Annotated in this window: 13 protein-coding genes; 6 read left to right on the top strand and 7 right to left on the bottom strand. The window is 66.9% G+C overall.

Annotated features, from left to right (window positions below; all coding sequences use genetic code 11):
- Positions 1-66: 66 nt before the first annotated feature.
- The 4 genes from G9E11_RS03815 (at position 67) to G9E11_RS03830 (ending at position 3,341) form a co-directional block, all read left to right on the top strand.
- On the top strand, positions 67-1,272 hold the full coding sequence (locus tag G9E11_RS03815) for an NAD(P)-dependent malic enzyme (protein WP_190603041.1): 1,206 nt from the start codon (positions 67-69) through the stop codon (positions 1,270-1,272).
- A 155-nt stretch (positions 1,273-1,427) separates the two neighbouring features.
- On the top strand, positions 1,428-1,931 hold the full coding sequence (locus G9E11_RS03820) for a DUF456 domain-containing protein (RefSeq protein WP_190603043.1): 504 nt from the start codon (positions 1,428-1,430) through the stop codon (positions 1,929-1,931).
- A gap of 26 nt (positions 1,932-1,957) precedes the next feature.
- Complete coding sequence (locus tag G9E11_RS03825) at positions 1,958-2,920, top strand: hypothetical protein (RefSeq protein WP_190603044.1); 963 nt, start codon at positions 1,958-1,960, stop codon at positions 2,918-2,920.
- 61 nt (positions 2,921-2,981) lie between these two features.
- Complete coding sequence (locus G9E11_RS03830) at positions 2,982-3,341, top strand: nuclear transport factor 2 family protein (protein ID WP_190603045.1); 360 nt, start codon at positions 2,982-2,984, stop codon at positions 3,339-3,341.
- Positions 3,342-3,393: 52 nt separating this feature from the next.
- On the opposite strand, the gene G9E11_RS03835 is transcribed toward G9E11_RS03830, so the two are convergent.
- Positions 3,394-4,041 carry a LysE family translocator gene (locus tag G9E11_RS03835; protein WP_190603046.1) on the bottom strand — a complete coding sequence of 216 codons (648 nt, stop codon included), beginning with the start codon at positions 4,039-4,041 and terminating at the stop codon, positions 3,394-3,396.
- Between the two features lie 105 nt (positions 4,042-4,146).
- Here G9E11_RS03835 and G9E11_RS03840 point away from each other — a divergent pair, with 105 nt between their 5' ends.
- Entirely contained in the window at positions 4,147-4,602 is a 456-nt protein-coding gene (locus G9E11_RS03840; protein WP_190603047.1) for an Lrp/AsnC family transcriptional regulator, read from the top strand.
- Between the two features lie 120 nt (positions 4,603-4,722).
- On the opposite strand, the gene G9E11_RS03845 is transcribed toward G9E11_RS03840, so the two are convergent.
- Both G9E11_RS03845 and G9E11_RS03850 read right to left on the bottom strand, forming a co-directional pair.
- Entirely contained in the window at positions 4,723-7,440 is a 2,718-nt protein-coding gene (locus G9E11_RS03845; protein WP_190603048.1) for an FG-GAP-like repeat-containing protein, read from the bottom strand.
- A 185-nt stretch (positions 7,441-7,625) separates the two neighbouring features.
- Positions 7,626-8,084 (bottom strand): Lrp/AsnC family transcriptional regulator, encoded by a 459-nt coding sequence (locus G9E11_RS03850; RefSeq protein ID WP_190243046.1) that lies wholly within the window; start codon positions 8,082-8,084, stop codon positions 7,626-7,628.
- 368 nt (positions 8,085-8,452) lie between these two features.
- Here G9E11_RS03850 and gluQRS point away from each other — a divergent pair, with 368 nt between their 5' ends.
- Complete coding sequence (gluQRS, locus tag G9E11_RS03855; protein ID WP_190603049.1) at positions 8,453-9,334, top strand: tRNA glutamyl-Q(34) synthetase GluQRS; 882 nt, start codon at positions 8,453-8,455, stop codon at positions 9,332-9,334.
- 9 nt (positions 9,335-9,343) lie between these two features.
- Here the strand turns inward: gluQRS and G9E11_RS03860 are convergent, their stop codons facing one another.
- From G9E11_RS03860 to G9E11_RS03875, 4 genes are all read right to left on the bottom strand, one after another.
- Complete coding sequence (locus G9E11_RS03860) at positions 9,344-10,594, bottom strand: low temperature requirement protein A (protein WP_190603050.1); 1,251 nt, start codon at positions 10,592-10,594, stop codon at positions 9,344-9,346.
- Positions 10,595-10,597: 3 nt separating this feature from the next.
- Positions 10,598-10,930, bottom strand: a complete 333-nt coding sequence (locus tag G9E11_RS03865) for a hypothetical protein (RefSeq protein ID WP_203219238.1) — start codon at positions 10,928-10,930, stop codon at positions 10,598-10,600.
- A 138-nt stretch (positions 10,931-11,068) separates the two neighbouring features.
- Entirely contained in the window at positions 11,069-12,385 is a 1,317-nt protein-coding gene (locus tag G9E11_RS03870) for an ATP-binding protein (protein ID WP_190603051.1), read from the bottom strand.
- Positions 12,386-12,494: 109 nt separating this feature from the next.
- Positions 12,495-13,019, bottom strand: a complete 525-nt coding sequence (locus tag G9E11_RS03875; RefSeq protein ID WP_190603053.1) for a universal stress protein — start codon at positions 13,017-13,019, stop codon at positions 12,495-12,497.
- Positions 13,020-13,067: the final 48 nt, after the last annotated feature.

The following is a 13,067-nucleotide window of genomic DNA, read 5'->3' on the forward strand; positions in this document are numbered from 1 at the left end:
CTTGAGCCTCGACTGCTTGAGCCATACTGTGCCGTGCGCCCACGGCTAGCCACAGGAGACAACGACGTGTCCACTGAAACCATCGCTACCAATGACACCAGCGCAGCCGCAGAGCTGACTGACCAGGAGATTTTCGCTGCCCACGAGGGCGGCAAGCTCTCCATCGCCAGCACCGTTCCCCTCAGCAACAAGCGGGACCTCTCCATCGCCTACACGCCGGGCGTCGCCCAGGTCAGCCGCGCCATCCACGCTGACCCGGAACTCGCGAAGAGCCACACCTGGGCCCAGCGCCTCGTGGCCGTCGTCAGCGACGGCACGGCCGTCCTCGGCCTGGGAAACATCGGCCCCAGCGCTTCCCTGCCCGTCATGGAAGGCAAGTCCGCCCTCTTCAAGGCCTTCGGCGAGCTGGACTCCATCCCGCTGGTCCTCAACACCACCGACGTGGACGAGATCGTGGAAACCCTCGTCCGGCTGCGCCCCAGCTTCGGTGCCGTCAACCTCGAGGACATCGCCGCCCCGCGCTGCTTCGAGCTGGAAGAAAAGCTCATCGAAGCACTGGACTGCCCCGTCATGCACGATGACCAGCACGGCACCGCCGTCGTGGTCCTCGCCGCGCTGACCGGTGCCGCCAAGGTCACCGGCCGCGGGCTCGAGGAACTCCGCGTGGTGATCTCCGGCGCAGGCGCCGCAGGCATCGCCATCGCCGAAATCCTGCTCACCGCGGGCATCGAGGACGTGGTGCTGCTGGATTCCCGCGGCGTGATCAACTCCGAGCGTGCCGACATCGCCGCTGATCCCGCCAGCAAGAAGGCCCAGATGGCGCAGCGCAGCAACCCGCGCGGCATTTCAGGCGGCCCCGGGGAAGCCCTGCTGGGCGCTGACGTCTTCGTCGGCGTTTCCTCCTCCAAGCTGGCCGAGGAGCACCTGAAGCTGATGAACCACAGCTCCATCGTGTTCGCACTGTCCAACCCGGACCCCGAAGTCCTGCCCGAGGTCGCTTCCAAGTACGCCGCAGTGGTGGCCACCGGCCGCAGCGACTTCCCCAACCAGATCAACAACGTCCTGGCGTTCCCCGGCATCTTCCGCGGCGCCCTGGACGCCGGTGCGCGCCGCATCACGCCGGCGATGAAGGTTGCCGCGGCCCGCGCCATTGCCGAACTGGCCGATGACAAGCTGTCCGCGTCCTACATTGTGCCCAGCCCGCTGGACCCGCGTGTTGCGCCGGCCGTCACGGCCGCTGTTGCCGCGGCGGTCGAAGCGGACGCAGTCTGACACCAAAGGCAGACTGAAAAGGGCTGACTGAAGCCCGATGGCGGTTCCTCCCGTGCTGGGGAGGCGCCGCCGTCGTCGTTCCCGGCAAAGTCCGCGCTCCGCGGCGTGCGGGCGTACGGACAAAGCCCCGGGCTGTCCCGCCCTAGACTGGGGGCATGAACGCCCAAACCCTCGTGACCGTCCTGTGCGGCCTGGCCATCCTGGTTGGCGTTGCCGGCACCGTCATCCCTGTCCTGCCCGGCAGTTTCCTGATCGGCCTGAGCCTGTTGGCGTGGGCAATCTGGGGCGGCGAGGGCGTGACCGGCTGGGTGGTTTTCGCCGTGGGCATGGTGTTTGTGCTGGCAGGCATGGCGGCCAGCGCCGTCCTCGCCGGCCGCAAACTGAAGGAGCACCGGATTCCCAACCGGAGCGTCGCCGTCGGGGTTGTGCTGGGCATTGCCGGCATGTTCGTCATTCCCGTGGTGGGCCTGTTCGTGGGCTTTGCCGCCGGGCTGCTGCTCAGCGAAGTCCTGCGCACGCGCAACTTCCGGGCCGCCCTGACCTCCAGCTGGGCCGCCCTGAAGGCCACGGGCCTGGGAATGCTCGCTGAGTTCGGCCTGGCCTGCCTCGCCGCCAGCACCTGGGTGGTGGGCGTCTGGGTGGGTGCCGCTTCGGCTTAGTTCCGTCCGGCTATTAGCATGGTGGAATGAGCGCGGGGGAGTTTTCAGGACCGATCTACCGCGACACGCGCGACCTCACACCCTTCGGCGGCGGCAAGGTCCGCACCCCGGTGCGCGAAATAGCCGAGGGCATGGGCGGGCTGATCCATGGGGTCCTCGGGGGAGGGGACTCCCGGATCAGCGTGGACGGCAGCGTTCCGCGGCTCAAGCTGCTGCCCGGCAAAGCGGCCAGGACCGTGTACGACGCCATCTTCTCCAACACCGACCCCAACAGGCTCATCGCCGCCGGCCGCGCCTATCCCGGCTGGGCCGGGCTCTGCTGCGTGATGGCCGGTCTGCTTGCCTACAAGCAGGGCGGTTACCTGAGGGCCGCGGAGCTCCTGCAGCGCGGCCTTTCCATCAGGAACGACGACGAGGCGAACCAGTTCGCCGCCAGTTACCTCACGCACGTGGTCACCCGGGTGGAGGTGGCCGAACGCGTCGTGGTGCCGGTGCTGTTCAGCGAGGAGTCGGTTTTCCTTGCGCTCTCCCATTCCCTTCGGGAAACGGGACAGACCGAGGCGGCCCTTGAAACGCTGGTAAGGCTGCCGCCATCCTTGCCCACCGCGCTGGCGAGGTGCGCGCTCGCCGCAGCCCTGGGCAGGGACCAAGAGGTGGTGGTCTGGACCGAGGGCCTGCTGAACGCCGACGACCTGTCGGCGGCGCTGCTTCTGATCCGGGCCCGTTCGCTCCGACGGCTCGGTGCCCACAGCCAGGCCCAGCAGGCACTCAAGGAAGTCCTGCGGCGGCAGAAGACCAGCCTGTCCCTGCGCAACGACGCCCTGACCGACCGCGCCCTGATACTGCTGGACAACGGGCGGAAGTCACTCAACCCGCGGGACTGGCAGCGAAGCAAACAGGCGCAGCTCGAAACCTTCGAGGTCATCCGCAAGGACATCGAAGCTCGCCGGGCGTGGGAACAGAAGTGGAAGCAGTTCGGCGGGGACTGAAGCTTGCTCCTGTGCGTGGCGGGCTCTTGTGGGTAGTACAGGGCCGCGATACAACGGACCCATGACTGACGCAATCAGGCAGTGGATGGAAAAGTACGTCGCAGCATGGACCACGAACGACCCCAACGACATCGGGGCGCTCTTCACCGAGGAGGCCGTGTACGCCACGCGGCCCTACGACCCCGACCCGTGGCGCGGCCGCGAACAGATCGTGGACCACTGGATCGGGTCGGCCGACAAGCCGGAGGACTGGACATTCGAATGGTCCCTGCTGGGGTCCGACGGCGACCTCGCGTTCGTACAGGGCCGCACCTCGTACCTTGATGACCGCCCGAACTACGAGAACCTGTGGGTGATCCGGCTCGGTTCCGACGGGCGGGCATCAAGCTTCACTGAGTGGTTTATGGAGCAGAAGGTCTGAGTCTTCAGCCGGCCCGGCTTCCGGGCGGGTTGGGTCCTACACGAAACTGCCTCTATACGAGTCTGCCCAGGGCCGGCAGCAGCTGCTCCGAGAGCAGCGCGGCGCCCAGGAGCACCATGATGATGCCGCTGGTCAGCGTCACGCGGCGGGCCGAGTTCGGCCGGGACTGCAGCAGTTTCCGCGACAGCAGGGCCACGCAGGTGTACACGAGGGCCGCGAGCACCACGAATGTCAGCCCCAGCAGTCCGGACTGTACCGGCACGGGCAGCGGCGCGTCGGAGCTGACGAACTGCGGCACGAGGGCCAGGAAGAACAGCAGGCCCTTGGGATTGATGCCGCTGGTCCCCATGCCCTGGAGGAAGGACCGGAGCTGGTTCTGCCCCGGATTCCCGACGGCGGCAGCTGCCGTGAAGCTCGCACCGCGCCACGACCTGATGGTGATGGTCCCCAGCCACAGCAGGTAGACGGCACCGGCCACAGTGATCCAGCCCAGCAGGCCCGGCATGCTTGCCAGGACTGCTGCGAGTCCGGCGACCATCAGCACGGTGTGCAGCACGTAACCGCTGCACAGCCCCGCCACGGCGGGCACGAAACTGCTGCGGCCCAGGCCTGCGGTGATGGAGTAGGCCCAGTCCACCCCCGGGGTGCAGGCGAGGGCGGCTGCGACCACGATAAACGCGAGGAAAAGCTGGGGATTCATGGGCGGGCTCCTACATGGTGGGCTGTAAGAAAAGCCTAGGCAAAACGCAGCCAGAAGTGCTCTCCCTTTTCGCCCGGACCGCGGCCCTTGGGGTAAGATTCTTGCGTGATTGACCATATTGACAGAAGTATTTTGCGCCACCTCAAAGAGGACGGCAGAATTACTGCCACGGCGCTGGCCGCCAAGGTGGGGCTCACCGTGGCACCCTGCCACCGCCGGCTCCGCGACCTCGAGCAGTCCGGCGTGATCCGCGGCTATAAAGCAGACATTGACCCGGCCGCCGTCGGGCTTGGTTTTGAGGCGATTGTGTTCGTGACGCTCCGGCAGGTGGACCGCCCCACCATGGAGATCTTCGAGAGCCGGGTGGCAGAGAACCCGAACATCGTGGAGGCGCAGCGGCTGTTCGGTTCCCCGGACTACCTGCTCAAGGTGATCGCTGCGGACCTGCCCTCCTACCAGCGTTTCTACGACAGTGAGCTGACGGTCCTTCCGGGCGTCGAACGGCTGACCTCAACCCTGGTGATGAAGAACCTGAAATCCAACGCAGGCCCGCCCGTCTGAGCAGGCCCGGGGCCTTTCCCGAACGCGAACGTTCCACTGGCGCGAACGGACACTTGAGGCCCCGAATCCGAGAGGATCTGGGGCCCCAAATATCCGTTCGCGCCTAACTGTCTCCCGTGCTCAGCGGGGGTTCAGCACGACGTTCTGGAAGCCGCCCTGCCCGGTGCCGGTGTGGAGCCAGAGTGCCCCGTCGGCCGACACGGAGACGACATTCGGGTTACCGGTTCCGGCGAAGCGGCCCACGCTGGCGAAGGTGGTGAAGGAATTCCAGCCGGTGCCGAGCTGCGTGGGGGCGAGGAAGCCGGAGGCGCCGCTGCCGGGGTAGAGCCAGAGCGTGCCGTCCGATGCACGCGCCATCAGGTCGGCCTTGCCGTCGCCGTTGAAGTCGTTGCCCGCAACGACTTGGCTGAAGCCTGACCAGCCGGAGCCGATCTGCTTCCGCGGGAGGAAGCCGCCCGTCCCACTGCCGGGGTAGAGCCACAGCCTGCCGTCCGGGGACTGGGCGATGATGTCCGTCCTTCCGTCACCGGAGAAGTCGCCGGGAGCAACGATCCGCGAGAAGGCCTGCCAGCCGCTGCCGATCCTCTTCGGTGCCTGGAAGAGACCGGTTCCGTTGGAGGGATAGAGCCAGAGCGAGCCGTCCGGTTTCCGGGCCACGAGGTCAGGGCCGCCAGCGCCGTTGAAGTTTCCGGCGGAGACCACCTGGTCGAAGGTCTGCCAGCCGGTGCCGATCTGCCGGGAGGTGCGGAACCCGCCCGAGCCGTTGCCGGGGTAGAGCCGCAGGGCGCTCTGAACCGTGCGGGCCAGGATGTCGGGCTTGCCGTCGCCGTCGAAATCGCCGGCTTCCCAGACCTGGCTGAGGCCGCCCCAGCCGGTGCCGATCTTCAGCTTGGTCGCGAAGCCACCGCTGCCGCTGCCGGCGTACGCGGTGATCGCCCCACTGGCGCTGGCCGACAGGACGTCCGTTTGACCGTCAGAGGTGAAGTCCTGGCCCGCGATCAGCTCCGTGCTGGCCCATCCGGTGGCCAGCGTCCGCCGTGCCAGGAAACCTCCGGTTCCGTTGCCCGGGTACAGGTAGACGGTCCCGGTGCTGCTGCGGGCGAGCAGGCCGGGGCCGGTGGCGAGCCCTCCTGCTGCCGTCACGGCGGTGAAACTCTGCCAGCCGGAGCCAATCTGCCTGGACGGCAGGAACCCGCCCGTACCGTTTCCGGGGTACAGCCACAGGGTTCCGTCGGAGCGCATGGCCAGCAGGTCGCGGCGCTGGTCGCCGTCGAAATCACCGGGTGCGATGATGCGCTTGAAGCCCGCCCAACCGGAACCGATCTGCTGGCGGGCCAGGAACCCTCCCATTCCGTTTCCGGGATACAGCCACAGTGCTCCGTCGGACGTCCGGGCAACGAGGTCCGTTTTGCCGTCCCCGTTGAAGTCGCCGTTGCCGAGGACCAGGTTGAAGGCATCCCAGCCGGAACCGATTCTGGCCGGGGTGCCGATCTTGTTTCCACCCAGGCCGGGCAGCAGCAGCAGCGAACCGTCGGCTTCGCGGGACATGACATCTGCCTGGCCGTCCCCGTTGAAATCACCAGCGGAGAACTGGATCTTGGTGTGCAGGGCGGGGTCGGCGTCGATGGTGACGGTGGCGGACGTAGATGTCACGGATTTGATGCTGACGCGTGTTCCCGCGTGCGTCACAAAAGTCTGGCCGGCCTGCCAGGTGTGGTTGGTGGCGTAGTACCCGCTGAACGGAACGGTGGACGGCATCAGGGCCAGCGAGGACGAGGGGGTGGCGCCGCCCCGCTGGACCACCTTCACGCCCCGGTTGCCGGCGGGCCCGCTGGCCAGGTAGTCGTCGTAGCCGACCGGCTGGCGGAGCTCCAGGTAGTAGACCTCCCGGCTGACCGGATCTGTGAACTTCACGGCGCGGTAGGCCAGCTTCGTGTCACCCCAGGGCTTCAGTGTGTAGCTCTTCACGCCGGAAGCCACACCGATGTCGCGGACGTCCGTGCCATTGCCCAGGCCCCTGGCTTCCCAGAACGGCGAACTGATCACCGGCATGCTGTAGCTGGACAGTCCCATCAGGTCGGTGCTGTCGCCATATTCGCGGATATAGCAGGAGGAGTCGGTGAACTGCCCGGTGCTGGTGACGCCCACATCCGAAACGCCGCTGCCGCACTGCAGGGCGTCGGCATGCATGGACCCCAGGACGTGCCCGAACTCGTGCGCGATCACGCTGCTGGTGAAGCCGCTGATCTTCGGCATCAGCACCCGCCCGCTGTTGCCGTTGCTGCTGAAGCCGGCGCCAAGGGCGCCGCCGGAGAGCGTGGCGCTGGGCACAAAGATCACCAGCGCCTTGTTGGCGCTGTAGGTCCACTTCAGCTCGCTCGTGATCTTGTTGATCATGTCGTAGTACGAGTCGGTCGACCTCGCCGTCTTGGAGTCCCAAGTGGCCCGCTCGGTAACGGTCATGGAGATGCGGCCGGCGGACATCGCCTTCCAGTAGTTGCTGGAGGCCGTCACGGCCGTTTCGGCCTGGGCCATCGGAACGACGGACTTGTTATCGAGGAGGGTCGCCACGACGAGTTTGACCGTGATTGGAACGGGAGCGGTCACCCCCGCCTCGGTCTGCAGCGCCAGTCCGGCAGGCGGCCCGTCCGCCGGCACGCCCGGCGCGGATTCGTATCCGTGGTGCTCCTGTTCCGTCGGGGACTCCACCGGCAGTGCAGTGCTGCCCGCGGCAGGATCTGTGGCAGCCACCGAGGCGGCGGCGGGAAGTGAGACGAAGCCCGCGGCGAGAACCAGCAAGCCGGTGACCGACGCGATTGAACGGGTAAAAGAGCGCATTGAGTTCCTTATTGAGACCGACCCCCCGGCGGAGACCCCGAGTGAACAACGCACCCGCTGCGTGCCCAGTGCTGCGGCAGATGCGGAATCAGGCTACAGTCGCCACCGCAGGACAGCCGCCGGAATATCCGCAGTTTTCGCCAATGATTTGCGCAGTATCGGAGCGCCAGTCCAAGGGGGGTTAGTCAGTGCTCTAGGAGGCCCGTAGTCCGGTACGGAATCACCTCGCGCAGGAACATGCTGGTGGACGTTCGCACGATTCCCGGGCACAGCCGGATCTCCTCGGAGACCCGGTAAAGGTCATCAGGGCTGGTGGCCACCACCCGGATCAGCAGGTCCGTGTCGCCGGCAGGGGCGTGGCATTCCAGTACTTCCGGGATTTCGCGCAGCGCAGCAATGGCCTCATTGAGGTGACTCTGGTCCAGTTCGGCGCTGACCGCGGCGGCAACGCCGCGGCCCAACGCTGCAGGCAGTACACGGCTGCTGTTGGGCCGGAGAGCGCCCGACGCCGTCATCCGCTCCAGGCGCGACTGTACAGTTCCGCGGGCCAGGCCCAGCCTCTGGGACAGGACCATGATGGGCAGCCGCGGATCCTCGTCCAAGGCCGAAAGGATCCTCCGGTCGGTGGCGTCGAGCTCCTGCAATCTGATCACTCCCTGTCCTGTTCGGGCGCTACAACTGGTCAGATTGACCAGTCGGTTCAGCCTCCGTTGCGCCAACTGTAAGTCTTCTGCTCAGATAGTGGCAACGCAGGCAACGGTTACCCCCGCAGCCAGCAGGCTACAGGCTTCCGGCACACCACCCGGCCCCCTGGACCACGCTTCCCGCGAGGAGGCAGCCGCTGATTGACACTTGTTCACGCATTCGTCTTTCCGCAGGAGTGCCTCGAATTCCGGAACGCAGTTCCCTTCAGGACAGGCACGGCAAGAGCCCCTGAGCCACCGATCCCCGGCCAACGCCCGGAGCGCGGTAGCTGAGGGGCTCTTGTGGTGTTCGGCATAGGGTGGATGGCATGACTTGCGCTGGCCGCTTCGCACCGAGCCCGTCCGGTGAGCTCCATGTGGGAAACCTCCGGACGGCAATCCTTGCCTGGCTCTTTGCCCGTTCCACAGGACGGCGGTTTCTGCTGCGCGTTGAGGACCTCGACCGCGCGCGGGCAGGGGCTGAGGCAGTGCAACTGCGCGACCTGGCGGCCGTCGGAGTGACCTGGGACGGTGCGGTGGTGCGCCAGACGGACCGCGAACCGCTGTACACGGCGGCCATCGGACGGCTGGCCGCCGCCGGACTGACGTACGAATGCTTCTGCACCCGCCGTGAGATCCAAGAGGCACCCTCGGCGCCGCACGCACCGCAGGGAGCCTATCCCGGCACATGCAGAAGATTGTCAGCGGCGGAGCTCGAGTTCAAGCGGTCCACCCGTCCGGCAGCGATCCGGCTGCGTTCCTCTGTGGACGAGTGGACGGTGGAGGACGTGCTGCACGGGACGTTCACGGGAGTGGTGGACGACTTTGTCCTGCGCCGGAACGACGGTGTGACCGCATACAACTTGGCCGTCGTCGTGGATGATGCCGAGCAAGGCATAGACCAGGTGGTCCGCGGCGATGACCTCTTGCCGTCCACCCCGCGGCAGGCATACCTGGCCTCACTGCTATCTATGCCCGTTCCGGAATATGCGCACGTGCCGCTGGTGGTGAACGCCCACGGCGCCCGACTGGCCAAACGCGATGGCGCGGTGACCCTGGGCGACCTGGCCGCCGTCGGAGTCCACGCGGAAGCCGCGCAGCGCATCATTTTGGAGTCGCTGGGCCTCCCCGGCGCATCCCTGGAAGCGGCTCTCAAAGAGTTTTCTGGCGCCAGCCTGCCGCGTGGTCCGTGGGTTTGGCCGGGGGTGTAGCGGAGCGCATCAGCCGGTCTTGGCCCGCTGTTCCAGCCGCTCCAGTGCCGAGTGGAGCAGGTCTGTGCTCCGGCGCTCATCGATGACGATCGACGCCCCGAGCGCCGCAACAATGACAAGCAGGCAGACGGGAACCGGGACGCCCGTGCCCGCCAGTGCCACGCTTCCCGCGAGCAGAACCACCACCCCGGTGGTGACGGCGATGAGGGTGCGGTCCACGCACGTCATGACGCTGAAGAGTGCCGTGAGCGAGACCTTGAACAGGGCCACGGGAACGGCGATGCTGGCGACGGCGACGGCGGCGCTGATGTGGGCGGCGTGGTCGATGTAGTACGCGGCGACGTGCAGGCCAGCGCCCGTGGCGGCGATTGCGGCAAAGACAGGGATGTGGCCGTAGCCGAAGAAGTAGGAACGGTGCCGCTGCAGGTGCAGCGCCCGGCCGGCGGGCAGGATGAAGTAAATCCACCACATGCTGAAGGCCAGCGCGGTGCCGCCGAAACCCACCAAGGCGGCATCAACCGACCAGCCATGGTTGGCCACGATGGCCCGGAGTGTCTCGACGGCGCCGATGAGGCATTCGCCGAGCGCGATGATGGCCAGCAGGCCGTAGCGTTCGGCGATGTGGTGGGCGTGCCAGGGCGTGGTGGCGTTCCGCTCGGCGGCGTACGGAGTGGCCAGCTCCAAGACATACAGCGGTGCAATCATCAGGAAGGTGGTGGCGACGTCCGCCTGGATGAACAGCACAGCGATCCACCCAAGCTGGACCACTGCCAGGTATCCCGCATAGCGCAAGCACGTCTGCCTGCGGGCTGGATCCTGCCGGGCAGCACGCAGCCACTGGAAGACCAGGGCAAGCCTCATGATGACGTAGCCGCCGACGATGGCCGTGTTCTCCACGTGCCTCCCCTCCCCCAGGGAGTGGAACATGGGCTCGATGCCCATCGCCAGGATCAGGACACCGAGCAACTGAACCATGGTGACCACCCGGAACACCCAGTCGTCGGTGTCGTAGGCGCTGGCGAACCATGTGAAATTGATCCACGCCCAGATCACGGCAAACATCGCGAAGGAAAAGCCGAGTAGCCCGGCGCCGAAGTGTCCCTCCGCGATCTCGTGGGCGAACTGGCTGCCGGCCACCCCGAAGGCGATCACGAAGGTCAGGTCGAAAAAGAGTTCCAGTGGGGTGGCTGTCCGGTGCGGCTGGTGCGGATCCCGGCCTCCCATGCGGGCCACGGCGTGCCGAAGCGGATTAGAGGGCATGAATCAAACAGTAGCGCGTCCACGCGCCCGCCAGAGCAGGGCGATGTATGCCAGGTCGAAAACGCTGCACAGACCGCCGAGGCCAAGAATCAGGGGCGAATTTCCGTACCCGCCGTAGACGATGGTGGGGGCAAGGGTGCCGATCCACTTGGCCACGGCGATGACGAGCAACTGGCCGCGGCCACTGCCGCGCGAGGCTAACATCGCGATGAACAAACCGGACATCAGAAGGTTCTGCAGGAATGCGGCGTACTTGGTGGCGTCGTCCCAGCCGAACTCGGCCACGAACAGCAGCTGCACCGCGAACGATGTGCCCAGCCTGACCGCCTCCGACATACACGACGGTTCAGGCCACTCCGCTGACAATGGTGAGAAACAGGATCACGTTGCTCCTCTCCCAGTGGCCATTTCGACGGTTCCCTGCATGCTAGACGTTTGCCGCGGTCGATTCGGCAGGGAACCGTCTAAACGGCGCTAGACGCGGCCGAGGGCGTCGATGTCCTCCAGGAACTCCTGGTGCACCTCATCGCTGACGGTGGTGCGGGTGTCCGCGATGGCGTCGAGGTAGTCCTGGGTGGCGGGACCCTTCCGGACCGCCTCACGGACGGACACGCCGCCCCCGGAAGCCAGCCCGCCGTCGTCGTACACTGCCTTTTCCAGCGCACGCTGGGATGCGCTGCGCGCGGCAAACTCGATGTCCGCGGGGGAAAAGCCCTTGGTCCGGTCCACGAGCTGCTCCACGTCCACGTCGTCCACGACGGCGGCGGGGATGAAGCGCTGCCACATTGCTTCGCGCGCCTGCCGGTCGGGGAGGCCGATGGGGATCACGTAGTCGAACCGGCCGTGCCGCAGGAATGCGGAGTCGAGGGAGCGGATGAAGTTGGTGGCGCAGACCAGGATGCGGCCGGGCTGTTCGCGGAAGGCCGGGATGATCTTGAGCAGTTCGTTGGTGACGCCCTGCAGCGGTGACGGCGGGTCCCCGGCGCGCTGGGAGGCGATCTCCTCCACCTCGTCGATGAACACGACGGCGTGCTCGAGTTCCGCGATCTCCAGGAACGTCTCCCGCAGTGCGCCTGCCAGTCCCTTGGGGTCGGAGGCCAGCCGGGAGGGAAAGACTTCGACAAAGGGCCACTCCAACCGGGAGGCGATGGCCTTGGCGAAGGTGGTCTTGCCGGTCCCTGGGGGCCCGAACAGCACCACGGCCCGCGGCGGCACCACACCGAACTCGTCGGCGAGGTCCGCCTCGGCCAGCGGGAGGACCAGGCGGCGCTCCAGGAGCTCTTTCTCCCGGCGCATCCCGGCCACGTTCTCCCACAGGTCCCGGGCCAGGATGCGGCCGCCCAGCAGGCCCAGCGGCTCGAGTTCCTGCCGCTGCACGGGGATGGTGCGCTCGAAGTAGCGCAGGTTTTTCTTGAGCACGAAGCCGCGGCTCAGGAAGGCCTCCACCCGGGTCTCCGACTCGGGCATCAGGGCCGAAAGCTTGTTCAGCCCGTGCGGCGCCATCCGGTTTTCGACGGCGGCCAGCAGGGAAGTGCCGATGCCCCGGCCGCGGAATTCCGGCAGCGTGGCCAGGAAAACGACCCAGCCCTGGTCATGGGCGGCACGGCCGACGGCGGCACCCACCACCTGGTCGCCGAGGACGGCCACCACGGCATGGTCCTTCTCGCACGATGCCAGCACCTCGGAGAGCGCGTAGACAGGCTCGACGTTGGTGGCCTTCAGCGACTCCCAGAGGTGCAGGATGCCGTCCAGGTCCGCGGAGTGGAAGTCCCGGATCCGCCAGTTGGTCATGAGGTTCTCTCCCGTGGTTCGACGTTGAGCCAGTTGTGAGCTGCTCAGCCGAGCATAGGCGATGGCGCGCCGGCACGGGGTTGCAGGTGCGTTGCGTTACGCGGAGGGGTCATTGGTTCGCTGCGTCCACGGACGCGTCCCTGTGTGCGTCCCTGTGTGCGTCCTTGGACGCGGCGCCCCTGCGGAAATGGTGGGTGCGCTCGTGGTCATCCGTGGTGTGCACCACCAGGACCGGGCACTCGGTGTGCGCGACGCAGGCGGTGCTCACCGAGCCGAGGTGCAGGCCCATGAATCCGCCGTGGCCCCTGCGCCCGACCACCAGCATCGCGGCTCCGGCGGCCGCGTCCACCAGCGTGGCCGGTGCCGGACCGCGCACCAGCTCACTGGTCAGGGTCTCCGGGACGTCCGGACCGAATGCCTTGTCGATGGACTGGGCCAGGACCTTGGCAGCCGAGGCTTCGAACGCCTCGAAATCCGGGGGGATGTACCCGGCATACATTTCCGGGAAGTGCCAGCAGGCCACGGCATGGACGCGGGCACCCAGGCCCGGTGCCAACCGTGCCGCCAGGCGGAGGGCCTCAACCGAGGAGTCCGAGCCGTCCACGCCAACAACCACTTTGCCTTCAGCATCCATCGTTGTTCTCCTTTGCAACCTCGACTTCGCAACTCCGGCCGGATGCCC

This window comes from Arthrobacter ipis (genome assembly GCF_014694315.1).
In the GTDB taxonomy this organism is placed as follows: Bacteria; Actinomycetota; Actinomycetes; order Actinomycetales; family Micrococcaceae; genus Arthrobacter; species Arthrobacter ipis.